We start from the raw sequence: 16495 nt of genomic DNA on the forward strand, positions 1-16495 counted from the left end.
TCTTATATACAGGTTTCGAGATCGTATAAGGTTCGATTGAAGCTTGTCTGCACCCCACAGTGAACGTTAGACACGCAACTGAGCCGAGTGCTATGGCACTGGTCGTTCACGTCTGGATACATTCGAGCAGCAGCCCAAGAAATGATTTTCATCTCCGAAATTTTGAAAATTGCGCAAGGTCTATTTAGCTTCCCGAGTGCAGGTCGCAGCTTCTGGGGCGCTTTCGTTTCGGGCATAACGCCAACACTTTTGGCGGCCATTATAGGTGCCTTTTTGCTACATAGGATCGTTCCGAAGTGGCAGCGGAGATTTGAAGAAGCTAAAGAGAGAGCACGTCGAAAGTACGAGATAGCTGAAAGTGTTTCTAAGAGTTTTCGACTTCATTGGACTTCATGGAGAAGATTGTGTGTTATTCAACGCCATATCAATGAGGTCTTGGAGGAGGGCAAGAATCTAACTGACGTGCAAAAGGAAAGAAAAGAAAGATTTGTATCCTCTAGAGACGCTGCTAAGGACGAGTTGCAAGCAAACCTAGCTGTGGCGAAGTTGTATTTTTCAAGCCGCCCGTGTGAAGTTATTGATCGTTTCATCATCTGGGATCGTCATTCATCTGAAGAGCACGAGCACGCTAAAACCACAGTCGAGACTTGGGCTTACTGGGAGGATAAATTGATCGGTGCTATGCGTGAGGATTTAGATTGTCTCGCAAACTTCCAATGTGGGCGATGTTGGTCATCGCATTATCAACTGTGGCGGCTTGTGACGTTGAAAGCCACAATTCAATCGTCAATCAGTTGCAAACCCCTTGGGATGATTGCCCCGGCCCGGGGTGTCCTTCAAATTCCGCATTGAGCGGCGCAAGCCCTGATGGAATAGGTGCTGTCGGAGGGCTTTCAGCGGGAAGTATTAGCGGGGCTGTTATTTCAGCGATTGTAATAGGTGTCGTCGTTGGGGGCGACGATAGTTCGTCAACAACTACCACGCCCGGCACATAGAAACTCAGAGGTCAATTGTCCTATTCCTTCCGCAGGCAACTTAGGTTGTGCGTTGCGTCGAGCGTTCAAGAAAACTTCTTCTGCGACTTTCCCCTATACGCCCGCGTCCCGGCCTTGCCGGCCGTTGACCGCCCCCGCGATTTGACGGCCGCTTCCGACGCCGCCTCCACCGCCGATTGCCGTGCCAAGGGATCGTCGGCGATGGCGAGGTCCACCGCTTCCAGCCGTTTGATCTCGTCGCGCAGGCGGGCGGCTTCCTCGAATTCCAGGTTCTCCGCGGCCTTGCGCATGTCGTCGCGCAGGCCGTTCAGATGCGCCTCCAGGTTGGCGCCGTGCATCGGTTTGCCGATCTGGGCGGTGACGCGGTTCATGTCGACGTCGCCTTCGTAGAGGCCGGCCAGAACGTCCTCGACGTTTTTCTTGACGGTCTCGGGCGTGATGCCGTGCTTCTCGTTATAGGCGATCTGCTTTTCGCGGCGGCGGTTGGTTTCGCCGATGGCGCGCTCCATCGAGCCGGTGATGCGGTCGGCGTACATGATGACGCGGCCGTCGGCGTTGCGGGCGGCGCGGCCGATGGTCTGGATCAGCGAGGTCTCGGAGCGCAGGAAGCCCTCCTTGTCGGCGTCGAGGATGGCGACCAGTCCGCATTCGGGAATATCCAGTCCCTCGCGCAGCAGGTTGATGCCGATCAGCACGTCAAAGGCGCCGAGGCGCAGGTCGCGCAGGATCTCGATGCGCTCCAGCGTGTCGATGTCGGAGTGCATGTAGCGGACCTTGATGCCCTGTTCGTGCAGGTATTCGGTGAGGTCCTCGGCCATGCGTTTGGTGAGCGTGGTGACCAGGGTGCGGAAGCCGTTGGCGGTGACCTTGCGCACCTCGTCGAGGAGGTCGTCCACCTGCATGTCGACCGGGCGGATTTCGACCTCTGGATCCAGCAGGCCGGTGGGGCGGATCACCTGTTCGGCAAAAACGCCGCCGGATTGCTCGATCTCCCAGGCCGCCGGGGTGGCGGAGACAAAGACCGACTGCGGGCGCATGGCGTCCCATTCCTCAAACTTCAGCGGGCGGTTGTCCATGCAGGAGGGCAGACGGAAGCCGTGTTCGGCGAGGGTGAACTTGCGCCGGTGGTCGCCCTTGTACATGCCGCCGATCTGGGGGACGGAGACGTGGCTTTCATCCGCGAAGACAATGGCGTTGTCGGGGATGAATTCGAACAGGGTGGGGGGCGGCTCGCCCGGGGCGCGGCCGGTCAGGTAGCGGGAGTAGTTTTCGATGCCGTTGCAGTGGCCGGTCGCTTCCAGCATTTCGAGGTCGAAGTTGCAGCGCTGCTCAAGCCGCTGCGCCTCCAGCAGCTTGCCCTCGCCGACCAGCTGGTCAAGCCGCATCTTCAGCTCCTGCTTTATGGAGATGATGGCCTGATTCAGCGTCGGTTTCGGCGTCACGTAGTGGGAGTTCGCATAGACCCGGATCTGGTCGAAGGTGCCGGTCTTTTCGCCGGTGAGCGGATCGAATTCGGTGATTGCCTCCAGCTCCTCGCCGAAGAACGACAGCTTCCAGGCGCGGTCCTCGAGGTGGGCGGGGAAGATTTCCAGCGTGTCGCCGCGGACCCGGAAGGAGCCGCGCTGGAAAGCCTGGTCGTTGCGCTTGTACTGCTGGGCGACCAGGTCGGCCATGATCTGGCGCTGATCGTACATTTCGCCCGCTTTCAGGTCCTGGGTCATGGCGGAGTAGGTTTCGACCGAGCCGATGCCGTAGATGCAGGACACAGACGCGATGATGATGACGTCGTCGCGTTCGAGCAGGGCGCGGGTCGCCGAGTGGCGCATCCGGTCGATCTGCTCGTTGATCTGGCTTTCCTTCTCAATATACGTGTCGGAGCGCGGCACATAGGCCTCCGGCTGGTAGTAGTCGTAGAACGAGACGAAGTATTCGACCGCGTTCTCCGGGAAGAAGCCCTTGAATTCACCGTACAATTGCGCCGCCAGCGTCTTGTTGGGGGCGAGGATGATCGCCGGGCGCTGGGTTTCCTCGATCACCTTGGCCATGGTGAAGGTTTTGCCGGTGCCGGTGGCACCCAGCAGCACCTGGTTGCGCTCGCCGTCCAGCACGCCCTCGGACAGTTCCTTGATCGCGGTGGGCTGGTCGCCTGCGGGGTCGAAGGTGGTGTTCATGACAAACCGCTTGCCGCCCTCCAGCTTGGGCCGCTGCTGCGGCGCGCGCTGGGTCATCATCGGCATGGACTTGTCGGAATGGGCATAGGGCATCGGGCGACTCCGTTGGCGGCTGTGGCCGATTTTGGTCTGTTTTTGTTCCGGTTCAAGGGGCGCGGGGCGGCAATCCGGGATATGGTGTCAGATTTTGTCAGCAGGGGAGGGGCGCAGGAACTTTGCCAGCAACTCCGCCAGCCGCCGCGCCTCGCCCGGGCTGAAATGCGGGGTAACGGCCTGCTGCATGGCTTCCGAGTAGACAGTCCACATCTGAGCGCGGGTCTCGGCACCCGCGGCGGTGAGCAGCAGGATCTGGCCGCGGCCATCGCCGCTGCACTCCTGCCGTATGAGGTATCCGGCCTTGGCCAGCCGGTCGGCCAGGCGGGAGACGCCGTACTGCGGCAGCAGCAGCTTCTGCTGCAGCTCATAGGGGCGCAGGCCTTCATTTCCCGCGCGTTCCAGCTCCCACAGCATGTCGTACCAGTCGAGCCCCGGCAGGCCCGCCTGTTTCAGCGCGGCCTCCACCGTGGCGAGGATGGATTTGTGGGCGCGGGCGAGCGGCAGCCAGATGTCAAAAGGGTCGGGTGTCTCCATGCGGGCTATTTAGATGCAAGTGCATTGACATGCAAGGCTGCGCACCCATCTTATATAGATGCAGCTGCATTTACACGAGGATCCCATGAGCGACCTGCATCTGATCAGCCACCACCTGTGCCCCTATGTGCAGCGGGCGGTGATTGTGCTGAGTGAGAAATCCATTCCCCACCGGCGCACCTATATCGACCTGGCGGCGAAGCCAGGCTGGTTCCGGGCGCTGTCGCCCCTGGGCCGGGTGCCGGTGCTGGAGACCGGCGGGCGGGTGCTGTTCGAAAGCCAGGTGATTGCGGAATACCTGGACGAGACCACGCCCGGCAGCCTGCATCCCGCGGACCCGCTGGAGCGGGCCCGGCACCGGGCCTGGATCGAATTCGGTTCCGAGACGCTGGCGGCCATCGGCAAGCTCTATAACGCGCCGGACGAAGCGGCGTTTGCCGCGGCTGCGGACACCCTGCGCGGGCGGCTGGAGCGGATCGCGCCGGAGGTGGCGGGGCCGTTCTTTGCCGGGGAGAGATTCCATATGGCGGACGGGGTCTGGGGCACCATCTTCCGCTACTTTGACACCTTCGATGCCATCGGGGATTTTGGGCTGATGCCGGAGACTGCGCCTATGGCCGCGTGGCGGGCCGTGGTCTCTGCCCGGCCATCAGTGCAGCAGGCGCCGCCGGAAGGCTATCCGGCCCGGCTGGCGAACTTCCTGCGCGCGCGGCAGTCGCATCTGGGCGGACTGGCGCGACGGGCCTGTGACCGCCCGGCAAACCCGGTTTAACCCTGTGCAAATGCCACCTTGCCGCAGAAACGCATCCGGCGCATAAAAGCGCTGGATCGAGACTCAAGGAGAGACAGCCCATGCAAGCGCGGATTTACCGGCCGGCACGCAATGCCATGACCTCGGGCATGGCCAAGACGCGGAAATGGGTTCTGGAATATGCACCTGCCTCGGCCCGGGAGGTGGATCCGCTGATGGGCTGGACCTCCTCCAGCGACACCCAGGCCCAGGTCAAGCTGCGGTTCGACAGCAAGGAAGCCGCGGTGGAATATGCCGCGGAGCACGGTATCGATGCGGTGATTGTCGAGCCGAAGGAGCGCAAGATGAACATCCGGCCCGGCGGCTACGGTGACAATTTCGCCACTAACCGCCGCGGCCCCTGGACCCACTGACGTCTGCCGCCATTGGCCTGGCTGACAGCGCGGCGGACTGACCGGACCACATTCGGAGCATTGTGAAGGCGCCCGGCGGGCGCCTTTTTTGTTGCCGCCGGGCCTGGACCCCGCGCACGCCGCCGGCGCCTTGGCTACATGGCGAGCGACACCTGCCGGGCAAGCTCCGCCAGTGCCTGAGCCAGCGCATCGGCGGCGGCGGCGGCGCCATCGCCGGCAACCGGCGTGGTGATGTTGAAGCGCTGCACGAATTCCCGCACGGTGCCCCCGGGCGAGGAGACAGCGAACTGGCCGGACAGTTCGAATATGCCATCGGCGCGGGCATAGGCCTGATCCACCCGCACATCCAGCCGCGCGTCAGGGCCGGTGTTCAGCGGCCAGGGCTCCATCGCGGCAGCGGCGCCGGTGCGTTCGGACAGGCCGCGGGCCAGCGCGGCTGTCATGCCGCGGGCCGGATCATCCGCCCATTGCGCGCCGCCAAGCGCAAACAGCGCGCCGCCTTCCCCCTCTGCGACGATGTCGGAGGCAGCGGCATAGGAGGGCAGCGAGACCAGCCGCACCTCGATCGAGCGGGAGCGCAGGTTTGCCACGGTCTCGCCGGGGGCGGAGGCGATCAGGTAGCGGGGGTCATTGCTCCCGGCACAGGCCGCCAGCAGGGCAAGGGGAATCAGCAAAGGCAGGATCTTAATCATTTTACTTTCCAAACAGCAGGGAATTCGGGTCGCGTTCGATCTTGCGGGCGAGCAGCGAGACCGCGCGGGCGGCGGCCTTGATTTCGCGCAGTGCGTCCAGGGATTCGGAGTTGAAGCTGGAGCGGGAGCCATAGGAGGCGATCAGCGCTTCGGACTGGCCCACCAGCCGTTCCAGCCGGGCGGACAGCGCCGGCAGGCCCTCGGCTGCGGCGGCCACGGCGTCGGCTGCGTCGCGGGCGGAGGCCATGGTGGCATTGGCGTTGTCCACCAGGCCGCCCTGGCGCAGTGCTTCAAGCGTGGCGCGCATTTCCTCGAGGGCGCCGGTCAGGGCCGGCGGAAGGTCCCGGGCGTCCTGGGTGCCAATCAGCGCGTCGGCGCTGATCATCAGCTGGCTTGCCGCGCGGATCAGCTCTTCGGTTTCCAGCGAATTGGCCTTGGCGGCCAGGGCATTGAAAGCGGTGATCAGCGCGGGCAGATCCTCGGCGGCGTCGGCCAGCCCGGCGGCGGCCTGGCTTCCCTTCTCCAGCGCGGCGGCGAGGTTGGCCGCGGCCCGGCCTTGCTGCAGCTCTGCCAGGATCGCCCGCAGGTCTGCGATGGCCGCGCTGAGTTCGCCGGGCAGCGCGCGGGTGCCCGGATCGGTGACCAGCGCGCGGGTGTCCTCCAGCAGCGCAACCGCGGCAGCGGGCGCTTGACGGGTGCTGTCGGCCGCCGCCAGGTTTTCGATGCTGGCGAGAGTGGCGATGGCCTGCGCCATCAGCTCCTCCACCGGCAGCGCGCTGATGCGCTCCAGCGCGCCTTCGGCGGTGGCAGTGAAGTCGGGCAGGTCGGAGGCGGCGCTGGGCAGTTGCGGGAACGGCTCGGCGCTGCGGGCGAACCGGGCCGGAGTGGCGTTTTCCAGCGTGACCAGTTCGACGATCAGGTCCGAACTGAACAGCCCGGCAGAGGCCAGCCGGGCGCGCAGCCCGCGTTCGACCGCCTGCTCCAGGAAATCCAGCGCCTCGGCCTCACCGGACCCGGGTGGCAGGCCCATCAGCGCAGGTTCAAGCCGCAGCCTGGCAATCAGCCGCACCTCGGCCTCGCTGCTGCCGTTTTCGATGGCCGCGTTCAGGCTGCTGACCTCGCCGACCTTGACGCCGCGCAGCTTGACGTCGGCGCCACTGGCAAGCCCCGCCACCGACTCGTCGAAGGCCACCGACACGGTTATCCCGCCGGAGAGCGTGCGGGCGAAGGCGGTGCGGCGGGCGGCGGCTTCATCCGGGTGGATGTCGAAGACGGTGCTGGCGCCGACCGGTTCGCCGCCGTCGAAGACCGAGCCGAACTCGATCCCGCCGGCCACCAGCGAGGCGATGCTGTCGACATCCAGCGACAGCCCGCCCGGGCCGATCGAAACAGTGAAGCCGGAGCTGTCCCAGAACCGGGTGGCGGAGTTGATGCGCCGGTCATGCGGGGCCTCGATGAAAGCATCGACGACGATGCTGTCGCCGCTGACGGTCAGGCGCGGCTGCTCCAGGCGGCCGACCTCGATGCCCCGGAACAGAACCGGCGCCCCTTCGGAGATCATCCGGCCGTCCTCGGTGCGCAGGGTGATGCGCCGTCCGGCACGGCCCGGCTGCACCAGCGGCGGCCGGGGGGCGCCCTCAAACCGGGTCTGCGCAACCCCTGCCTGCTGGTCCCAGTTGCCTTCGATATAGACCCCGGACAGCACGGTGCTCAGACCGGAGATGCCCCGCGCGCTGACCTCAGGGCGGACCACCCAAAAGGCGGCATCCGCATCCAGGTAGGGGGCGATTTCCTTGTCGATGCGGGCTTGCACGATGACCTTGCTGAGGTCGCCGCCAAAGCCCACTCTCTCGACCCGGCCGATCACCACGTCGCGGTAGCGCACGGTGGTTTCATTGGCGGCAATGCCCGAAGCGTTGTCGAAGGTGATGCTGATCAGCACGCCGCGGTCGGAATAGGCTTTCCATGCGACCCCCAGCGATACCGCCAGCGCCGCCAGCGGCACCAGCCAGACCAGCGACAGGTTGCGCCAAGGCGAGGGGCGCCGGGCGGAGACGTTCATCGGGGCAGGGTCAGGGGTGTTCATTCAAAATCTCGCTTGGCGCGGTCCAGATCAGCCGCGGATCAAAACTTTGGGCTGCCAGCATGGTGAAGGCAACCGACAATGCAAAACTGACCGCTGCCATTCCGGGGCTGACGGCGGCGGCAAAATCCAGCTGGACCAGGGCGGTCAGGATCGCCACGACAAAGACATCGATCATCGACCACCGCCCGATGAATTCCACAACCTCATAAAGCACCAGCCGGCCGTGGCTGCCAAGGGCAGAGGGCCTGCTGACGGAGACCGCCAGATAGCCGATGGCCAGGAATTTCGAGACCGGGATCACGATACTGGCGAGGAACACGATCAGGGCGACGGCATAGGAGCCATGGCTGAGCAGCTCGGCAATGCCGCCGATCAGGGTGTTCTCGGAGCTGCGCCCGAAGGTGGTGGTGCGCAGCATCGGGTAGATATTGGCGGGCACATAGGCGATCAGCCCCGCCGCCAGCCAGGCCCAGACCCGCTGCAGGCTGGCCGGGCCGGCCGGATGCAGCGGGCTGCCGCAGCAGGCGCAGGCACGGCTGCCGCCCGCGTTGACGGTGCCGCAGGCGCGGCAGCCGGCCATCCCGGCTGCTGCGGCGGTCAGGAAGCGCTGCGGGTTTTCAGGGTTTTCCATACGGTCAGCCTGCAAATCGCGTTGTCGGTCAGAATGGTCACCACCAGGAGTGCGGCAAAAGCCCAGAACGCAGGCCCCAGCCCGACCTGGGCCAGGCCCGACACTTTGACCAGGGCCACCGCCACCCCGATGATGAAGATCTCGGCCATGGCCCAGGGTTTCAGCCGCTCTGCCCAGCGGTAGGCGGCAAAGGCCCGCGGGGCCGGGCGCCAGCCTAGGGCCATCGGCGCCAGGGTGTAGATCAATGCGCCGTAGCGCGCGGCGGGCAGCAGCACGATCAGCAAGCCGGTGGCCAGCGACAGCGGCGCCATCGGGCCTTTCGAAAAGGCCAGCACCGCGTCCAGTACCGAAGCCTGATGCGACAGCCCCTGGGCTTTGAGTTCCAGGAAGGGAAAGGAGGCCGCAGCGGCGAGAAGGATCAGCGCGGTCAGCGACAGCATCGCGATCCGGGTCATGGCGCCGGATTTCGGCGCGGCCAGCACCGTGCCGCAGCGGGCGCAGCGGGCGACCGAATGCGGCGGCACCTTCTGGTCGCGGTGCAGCGCGTCACAGACTGGGCAGGCAATCAGCTGTTCAGAGTTCATGTCACCTGTCTCCAGTATCTGCGCGCGGGCCGCAGGCCGGCCCGGCCGGCAGCATCCAGAGGCCTTGATCCAGCGCCGAACAGCCTGGCGGCACCTCAAATGCCCAATTGAAGCCTGCTGCACGGAAAATTCAAATGATTTTTTCCGGCGGGCCCGGGAATGCGCCGGGCGCGCGGGCGGCTTTGCGGCGGCCGCACTAGGGGCGCCGCGAGATCCGGGGTATTTGCAACAAATGCAGGCTGTTACCCGGGGCTGCAGCCGCTCCGGCTTCGCCATTCCTTAAGCTTTTGGCCGAAGTCTGGCGGCTGGAATATGTCACGGCCCCGGAGATTCTGATGTACCGCATTCTGGATTGCATAACGCAGCAGCACAATTACTGGCTTGTGATTGTCGCTGCCCTGGTCTGCGTGGCCGGAATCAGCCTGACGGTGCGATTGACCAACCGGCTGCCCGGAGCCAAGGGTCGCCGGCGCCTGGTTCAGCTGTGGCTGTCCAGCATGATTGCCGGGGCAACGATCTGGTCGACGCATTTCATCGCGATGCTGGCCTATGAGCCGGGATTTGAACATGGCTATGAGCCGCTGGTGACCGGGCTGTCGCTGCTGGTTGCCGTGCTGGGGGTTCTGGCGGCCAATGCGGTGCTGGCCTTCGGCACGGGCCGGCATGCTGCCTGGCTGGCCGGGGGGCTGTTCGGTCTGGCGGTTGCTGTCATGCATTACACCGGCATGCAGGCCTATCTGATCCCTGGGGAGCTGCAGTGGGAACCGGGCTACCGGCTGCTGTCGCTTGCGGTCGGGGCTGGTCTGGGCGCCTGGGGCTACGTCTTTGCCGCCCGGCGCGGGCTGGGCAGGCGGAACTGGTGCCTGGCGACAGCCCTGCTGGTGGGCGCCATCTGCGGCATGCATTTCACCGGCATGAGCGCCATCAATGTGCGTCTCAGCCCGCTGGCGGATGTGCCTGAAGAGGTGATCTCGGATGCGGTGATGGGCATGCTGATCTTCGGGGTGATGGGGCTGATCCAGCTGGTCGGCTTCGCCTCTGCCAGCATCGAGAGCAATGTTGAAAGCGAAGCGCACCAGCAGCTGGCGCATGCGGCGCTGCACGACCCGCTGACCGGGATGCCAAACCGGATGTGGCTGACCCAGTTCCTGGCAGACCTGGCCGACCGCCTGGACAAGGATGAAACAGAGCGTGTGGCAGTGCTGACCATCGACCTGAACCTGTTCAAGGAGGTCAACGATCTGCATGGCCATGCGGTCGGGGACAAGGTTCTGCAGGCCGTCGCCTGCCGTCTGATCCGCCAGCAGGGGGCGGATGAATTCATCACCCGCGTCGGCGGCGATGAATTTGTCGCGGTCAAACAGGGCTTCCGCCGGATCGAACAGGTGCTGGCCTTTGCCGAGCGGCTCCACGCATCGGTGATCGAGCCGATTGACATGGAGGAAATCTCGGTCCGGGTGGGGGCCGCCATCGGCGTGGCCACCAGCCTGACCGAGGGCCGCGACCCGCTGGAGCTGCTGCACAAATCCGATCTTGCGATGTACCGGGCCAAATCCGATCCGACGGGAGCGATCTGCCAGTTCAGCGAGGATATGGACCGTCAGAGCCGGGAGAAACTGCAGCTGGTGCACGATTTGCGCCAGGCCTGCGCCGCGGGGCAGTTCGAGCTGGTCTATCAGCTGCAGAACGACATCACGAGTCTGGAGCCGGTCGGCTTTGAGGTGCTGCTGCGCTGGAACCATCCCACCCGCGGGCGGGTGGGGCCAGGCGAATTCATTCCGGCGGCTGAGGAAACCGGCCTGATCCGGGAAATCGGGCATTGGGTTCTGCGGGAAGCCTGCACCGAGGCGGCCAGCTGGGCCCGGCCGTTTCAGGTCGCGGTCAATGTGGCGCCGCAGCAGCTGGTGCAGCCCTCCTTTGTCGAGGACGTGATGGACATCCTGCTGGAAACCGGCCTGTCTCCGGAGCGGCTGGAGCTGGAAATCACCGAGTCCAGCATCATCGACGACCAGGCCCACACTCTGAAGGTCATGCACCGGCTGAAGGACTATGGCGTCCGGATCGCGATGGACGACTTCGGCACCGGCTATTCCTCGCTGGCCACCCTGCAGACCTTCCCGTTCGACAAGATCAAGATTGACCAGAGTTTTGTAAGGGGCGTGCACAGGAATGCGCAGAGCGCGGCGATCGTCCGCTCGACACTGCTGCTGGGGTCGGCGCTGAACATTCCGGTTCTTGCCGAGGGCGTGGAAGAGCAGGATGAGCTGAATTTCCTGCAGGCGGAGAAATGCGCATCGGTCCAGGGCTTTTATTTCGGGACCCCGATGAGCCAGGAGGATATGCGCCGGATTGCCTGCGGCGACGGTGCGGAGGGCAGAAAGCAATCGGCGTGATGCCGGGGCGGCCTCCTCCGGGCAGGCGGGCGGCGCAGGGCCGCGGTTCGGGTCTGCCATCCCGGATGCAGGATACCCGGGAATCTGCTAGGTGTCCGGCAGGTTGAAATTTCTGAGAGAGTTTCCGGTGGCGGCTATTCCTTTTCTCCTGGATGGCGGCGGCGAGGGCCGCACCACGGTGCTGCTGGCGCATGGTGCGGGGGCGGCGATGGATACGCCGTTCATGGGCGCGGTTGCAGCAGGACTTGCCGCCCGCGGGCTGCGGGTGGCGCGGTTCGAATTCGGCTATATGGCGGCGCGGCGCAGCGGCGGGGCGAAGCGGCCGCCGCCCCGGGCGGAAAAACTGCAGGCGGAGTTTCTGGATGCCGTCAGCGAACTCGCTTGCACGGGGCCGCTGATCATCGGCGGCAAGTCCATGGGAGGCCGGGTGGCCAGCCTGGTCGCGGATGAGCTCTTTGCCTGCGGGCGCATTTGCGGGCTTCTCTGCCTGGGCTACCCGTTTCATCCGGCCGGTAAGCCGGAGCAGTTGCGGACGGCGCATCTGGAGGGGCTGCGGACGCCCGCCCTTATCTGCCAGGGCACCCGCGATCCCTTCGGCACCCGGACCGAGGTCGCGGGATACGCGCTGGCGCCACAGCTCAGGCTGCACTGGCTGGAGGACGGCGATCATGACCTGAAGCCGTGCAGGACCGTCACCGGCTTCGGCCAGGAGCACAATCTGAACGCTGCCTGCGCGGCGGCGGGCGACTGGGCCGAGGGGCTGGTATAGCGGCGGCGGGCCGCCCGCCCGCTCAGGTTTTCGGCGCGGGCGGTTCGATAATCCGCCAGAAGCGGTCCACCATGCTGACCAGCCGCAGGAAATCGCGGCCGGCGGTCTCTTTGGCGATGTAGCCCGCAGGGTTCAGGTTATAGGCTGCCGCGATGTCCTCCTGATCGCTGGAGGTGGTCAGGAAGAACACAACCGATTTGCGCAGCGCCGGATCGCTGCGCAGCTCCTTGACCAGTTCGATGCCATTCATCCGCGGCATGTTGATGTCCGCCAGCAGCACGTAGGGCGGTTCCATCTTCACCTTGCCGCCAGTCCCGCGCAGGATGTCCAGCGCGTCGATGCCGTCAATTGCCCGGGTGATTTCGTTGGCGATATTGGCCTTGAGGAAGGCGCGCCGGACCGCTTTGGTGTCGCCGTCATCATCGTCCACCAGCAGGATCTTCAGCTCCCTGTAGGCAGTGTCCGGTGCACCGGTGCCATTGTCCATGTCAGTTGCCTCCCGCCGCGGCGGGCCGCTGCTTGGGCCAGGTGAAGCTGAACTCGCAGCCCTCGCCCAGGGCGGAGCGGACAGAAACCGTGCCGCCAGCGTGCTGCACATGTTTCTGGACAATGGACAGACCCATGCCGCTGCCCTCCACCTTGTCCCGCGACTGCAGCGTTTGAAACATCTTGAATATCTGCTCGTGGTATTTCGACTCGATCCCCGGGCCGTCGTCAGCCACTGAAAACGTCCAGTGGCTGCCCGTATCCTGCAGCCTCACATCCACCGTGCCGGTGCCGGTCTCGCTGTGCTTGATCGCGTTGGAGATCAGGTTGGCGAAGATCTGCTTCAGCGGCATGTTCACAAGCTGGACACCCTCGAATGCCGGATCGATGCGGATGGTGAAGCCCTCAGGCTGGTCAATCAGCATCAGGACCTCCTGCATCAGCTCGGTGCCGGGCATCAGCTGCTGATAGCGGTGGTCCGTTTTGCGCCCGATCCGGGAGTATTCCAGCAGGTCATCGAGCAGCCGGTCCATCCGCGACACCCGCGAACGGAGCAGCTGCAGGTTTTCCCGGCTGTCCTCATCCAGGGTTTCCGCCAGATCCTCCTCCAGCCATCTGGAGGCGTTGTCGATCACCCGCAGGGGCGCCCGCAGATCATGGGAGGCCACATAGGCGAACTCGTCCAGGTCCCGGTTCGACCGGGAGAGCTCCTGCACGAATTTCTCTCTGTCAGCCTCGGCCTTCTTGTTCGCCGAGATGTCGCGGACAATGCCGCTGAAAAGGTGGTGGCCGCCAACCTGCACTTCGCTGACAGAGAGTTCGAGCGGAAAGACACTGCCGTCCTTGCGCTGCCCCTTTACCTCCCGGATGGTGTCAATGACCTTCTTTTCTCCGGTCTTGAGGTAGTTGCGGAGATACCCGTCATGCTCCGAGCGGTAGGGCCGGGGCATCAGAAAGCTTATATTCCGGCCGATCGCCTCGGCAGCGGAATAGCCGAAGATCCGTGTGCAGGCGCGGTTGTAGCTTTGGATGGTGCCGTCGCAGCCGATTGTAATCATGCCTTCGACCGACGTCTCGTGTATCGCCGCGAGCTCCTGCTGTTTCCGCTCCAGCGAAATCTGGATGGATTTCTGCCAGTAGACCATGAAGGCAAAAATCCAAAGCGTCAGGAGTGTCAGTCCCCGGTTGGTCAGCACGATCCATTCCGTGACCCCGGAACGGTGGAACAGCAGGTAGCCGCAAACCGTCAACACCGATCCGGCGGCGGCAAAGGTGTAGGCCGTTGCCGGCTTGTCTGCCCAGATGGTGCAGAGGACCGCGGCGGTGTAGATCATGCCGGCGGCGACTCCCAGCGGCGTCAGGTAGTCGAACAGGATCCCGGCAGCGACCAGCAGGGCCGCGGCAATATAGGCGCGCTGGCCGGCCGGAATGCGCCAGAGAGGCGGCTGCTGAGTGCCGGTTTGCGGGGCAAAAGCCATATCTGTTGTGTTCCCTCGTTGCGAACAGGCGTGAGAGGCCCGGTTGGAAAAAACCGCCGGCGTCCCGCAGGAGGAGGCGGCAGGCCCGGCCAGGGTACAGCCTGTGCGAATTTCCTCAAGAATTATACAATTAAAAGTTGCATTCAGGGTCATCTGGCCCGAGCCAGGTTAGCAAATTGCAAACATCCCCAGGTCAAACCGGGTTTCCTGCGTTTTTGACGCTGCCCTCACGCTTGCCGCAGTCGGGCAGTGCCGCGGCAGCGCTGATGTGGCCGGAACCGGGGGAGCCCTTTGACGTTCCTCGGACAGGCCGACAGCACGCCTGCCCGAGGACCCGCCGGGGTTAAGAATTCTCTGGCACTTTAACGGTAGCGTTGCGTGATCCATTTCAGAATCAGGAACGTGCGGAGACACAATTTGTTTTTCAGATCCAAGGCGGCCAAGCCCGCAGAGCAGGACAGCAGCGCCGCTGTTATCGCAGGGGTGGTTGACCGTACCCAGGCCACGATCCAGTTCGGGCCGGATGGCACCATCCTGACCGCAAACGGCAATTTTCTGGCGGCCTTGGGCTATGGCCTGGATGAAATCACCGGCAAGCATCATTCCATGTTCGTGGCGCCCGGCCTAGCGGCTAGCACGGAATACAAGTCGTTCTGGAGGGAGCTGGCGTCGGGCCGGGTGATTACGGATCAGTTCCCGCGGGTGACCAAGGCGGGGGAGACCATTTGGATCCAGGCGACCTATGCGCCGGTTCAGGGGCCGGACGGCATGGTTGAGCGTGTTGTGCAAGTGGCAACCGAAGTGACCGTGCGCCGCCGCGGCCTGCAGGAGATCGCCCGCGGTCTGGAAGCGATGAGCCAGGGTGATCTTGGCGTGAGGGTCACCCTGTCGGAGCAGGCCGATATCGCGGCGCTGGGCGAAGCGTTCAACCGGTCCGCGGAGCAGCTGCAGAAGGCAATCGGCGCCGTCGCTCTGGTGTCGGAAGCGGTGGGGCGCACGGCGGATGAGATATCACGGTCCGCCGGCGACCTGTCGCAGCGCACCGAAAGCCAGGCTGCAACGCTGGAGGAAACCGCGGCTGCCATAGAAGAGCTGACCTCAACCGTTCATTCCGCGGCAGAGGGGGCCGGAAAGGTGGAGGGCATCGTCAGCGAGGCACAGACCGCGGCCGAGCGCAGCGGCCGGGTTGTAGAGGATGCGGTGGCGGCGATGTCGCAGATCGAAAGCTCCTCCGAGGAGATCGCCAAGATCATCGGAATGATCGATGACATTGCCTTCCAGACCAACCTGCTGGCACTGAATGCCGGGGTGGAGGCCGCCCGTGCCGGCGAGGCGGGCCGCGGCTTCGCGGTGGTGGCCTCCGAGGTGCGGGCGCTGGCGCAGCGCTCGGCCGCGGCAGCGGGGGAAATCAAGCAGCTGATCAGCCAGAGCAAGCAGCAGGTGGCCAGCGGCGTCGACCTGGTGGGCCGCACCGGAGCGGAGCTGAAGCAGATCATCGAAAGCGTCGGCACCATCTCTGCCCATATCGGCGGCATTGCCACCGGCGCCAAGGAGCAGGCTGCTTCGCTGAGTGAAATCAATCTGGGCGTTTCGCAGCTGGACCAGGTGACCCAGCAGAATGCCGCGATGGTGGAGGAGGCTTCCGCCGCCAGCCGTCAGCTGTCGTCCGATGCCGGCCAGCTGACCCGCGAAGTGTCCAAATTCAACGGCTGCAGGGCCGCGGCGCCGTCGGCGGAGGTGATCGACTTCCAGCGCCCCGCGGCAGTGCCGGTGCCGGATGCGCTGCCCTTGGCGCAGGGCCGGGGCGATTTTTGACGCGGCAGCTGGTGCCGGACAGCCCGCAGGGGCCGCGGAACCAGGCCGTGGCGCGGGGCAGCGGTGTCTCCATTGGTGCCCCGCGCTCTATGGACACGCCGGGGCCGGCCGTTGCAGGACACCTGTGCGGCGTGCCCCCTGTACGGCATGATCCGGTGCCGGTCGGGGGCTGCCAGGCCGGCCACCAGCGCAGTTTCTTAGACCGGTTCCAGCGGTTTTCGGAAAATCCCCCGGGAATCACGGGGTTTGCGCCAGGGGAGACATTCTGCGCCGACTCGGTTTTTGCATCGTCTCTTGTGCCGTTTCTGTATGCCGCCCCAATATTTAGTGGCGCAGCTCCGTCAGCTAAACGGAACCATTTCACAGACCGGCAGTCTCGGACTGTTTTCAGCCCTGCGCGAGAGTTTCTTCTTTAAGCTAATAGATTGTTTTAATTGAGATTTTTGATCCGCCTGGCAAAAAGTCACAGAAACTTCAAAAAAGGGGTTGCGACTCTCTTCGGCTAACCATAGAACACCCCTCACCGGCGGCGCTGAGGCGCTGACGGTCACCACCGAGGGTTATCTGGAACGGCGGCGCGGCAAGAGATTGGAGCGCAGCC

The 16495-nt window shown here is 64.4% G+C and carries 14 protein-coding genes; 6 read left to right on the plus strand and 8 right to left on the minus strand.

The genetic code is table 11. The features are described from left to right. Positions 1-141 precede the first annotated feature (141 nt). Complete coding sequence (locus KUV26_RS19740) at positions 142-852, plus strand: hypothetical protein (RefSeq protein ID WP_222509664.1); 711 nt, start codon at positions 142-144, stop codon at positions 850-852. A 208-nt stretch (positions 853-1060) separates the two neighbouring features. On the opposite strand, the gene uvrB is transcribed toward KUV26_RS19740, so the two are convergent. After that, positions 1061-3259: an excinuclease ABC subunit UvrB gene (uvrB, locus tag KUV26_RS19745; RefSeq protein ID WP_222509665.1), complete on the minus strand. Its 2199-nt coding sequence runs from the start codon at positions 3257-3259 to the stop codon at positions 1061-1063. Between the two features lie 87 nt (positions 3260-3346). Next, positions 3347-3796 (minus strand): MarR family winged helix-turn-helix transcriptional regulator, encoded by a 450-nt coding sequence (locus tag KUV26_RS19750; RefSeq protein ID WP_222509666.1) that lies wholly within the window; start codon positions 3794-3796, stop codon positions 3347-3349. Between the two features lie 85 nt (positions 3797-3881). Between KUV26_RS19750 and KUV26_RS19755 the strand changes: the two genes are divergently transcribed. Together KUV26_RS19755 and KUV26_RS19760 are read left to right on the plus strand one after the other, a co-directional pair. Next, positions 3882-4568 carry a glutathione S-transferase family protein gene (locus KUV26_RS19755; protein WP_222509667.1) on the plus strand — a complete coding sequence of 229 codons (687 nt, stop codon included), beginning with the start codon at positions 3882-3884 and terminating at the stop codon, positions 4566-4568. Between the two features lie 80 nt (positions 4569-4648). After that, positions 4649-4960, plus strand: a complete 312-nt coding sequence (locus KUV26_RS19760) for an ETC complex I subunit (RefSeq protein ID WP_222509668.1) — start codon at positions 4649-4651, stop codon at positions 4958-4960. A gap of 134 nt (positions 4961-5094) precedes the next feature. Here the strand turns inward: KUV26_RS19760 and KUV26_RS19765 are convergent, their stop codons facing one another. From KUV26_RS19765 to KUV26_RS19780, 4 genes are read right to left on the minus strand one after another with little or no spacing between them, the layout of a single operon-like run. Then, the gene (locus KUV26_RS19765) at positions 5095-5652 is read right to left on the minus strand and encodes a membrane integrity-associated transporter subunit PqiC (protein ID WP_222509669.1); all 558 of its coding nucleotides are present in this window, start codon (positions 5650-5652) and stop codon (positions 5095-5097) included. Position 5653: 1 nt separating this feature from the next. Continuing rightward, the gene (locus KUV26_RS19770; RefSeq protein WP_222509670.1) at positions 5654-7738 is read right to left on the minus strand and encodes an intermembrane transport protein PqiB; all 2085 of its coding nucleotides are present in this window, start codon (positions 7736-7738) and stop codon (positions 5654-5656) included. After that, positions 7725-8369, minus strand: coding sequence for a paraquat-inducible protein A (locus tag KUV26_RS19775; protein ID WP_222509671.1), 645 nt, complete (start codon positions 8367-8369; stop codon positions 7725-7727). Before KUV26_RS19775 ends, KUV26_RS19770 begins: the two co-directional genes overlap by 14 nt. Beyond that, the gene (locus tag KUV26_RS19780; RefSeq protein WP_222509672.1) at positions 8336-8953 is read right to left on the minus strand and encodes a paraquat-inducible protein A; all 618 of its coding nucleotides are present in this window, start codon (positions 8951-8953) and stop codon (positions 8336-8338) included. The genes KUV26_RS19775 and KUV26_RS19780 overlap by 34 nt, the downstream gene beginning before the upstream one ends. A 335-nt stretch (positions 8954-9288) precedes the next feature. Here KUV26_RS19780 and KUV26_RS19785 point away from each other — a divergent pair, with 335 nt between their 5' ends. After that, a complete protein-coding gene (locus KUV26_RS19785) occupies positions 9289-11346 on the plus strand; it encodes a putative bifunctional diguanylate cyclase/phosphodiesterase (protein ID WP_222503861.1) in 2058 nt (685 codons plus the stop codon). 103 nt (positions 11347-11449) lie between these two features. Further along, positions 11450-12115, plus strand: coding sequence for an alpha/beta family hydrolase (locus tag KUV26_RS19790; protein ID WP_409996955.1), 666 nt, complete (start codon positions 11450-11452; stop codon positions 12113-12115). A gap of 22 nt (positions 12116-12137) precedes the next feature. On the opposite strand, the gene KUV26_RS19795 is transcribed toward KUV26_RS19790, so the two are convergent. Continuing rightward, the gene (locus tag KUV26_RS19795) at positions 12138-12602 is read right to left on the minus strand and encodes a response regulator (RefSeq protein WP_222503863.1); all 465 of its coding nucleotides are present in this window, start codon (positions 12600-12602) and stop codon (positions 12138-12140) included. A gap of 1 nt (position 12603) precedes the next feature. Then, positions 12604-14079: a PAS domain S-box protein gene (locus KUV26_RS19800; RefSeq protein WP_261399998.1), complete on the minus strand. Its 1476-nt coding sequence runs from the start codon at positions 14077-14079 to the stop codon at positions 12604-12606. A gap of 417 nt (positions 14080-14496) precedes the next feature. On the opposite strand from KUV26_RS19800, the gene KUV26_RS19805 reads away from it, so the two are divergent. Continuing rightward, positions 14497-15894 carry a methyl-accepting chemotaxis protein gene (locus KUV26_RS19805; RefSeq protein WP_222503864.1) on the plus strand — a complete coding sequence of 466 codons (1398 nt, stop codon included), beginning with the start codon at positions 14497-14499 and terminating at the stop codon, positions 15892-15894. Positions 15895-16495: the final 601 nt, after the last annotated feature.

Source organism: Leisingera daeponensis, from assembly GCF_019801465.1.
GTDB classification, from domain to species: domain Bacteria; phylum Pseudomonadota; class Alphaproteobacteria; order Rhodobacterales; family Rhodobacteraceae; genus Leisingera; species Leisingera daeponensis_A.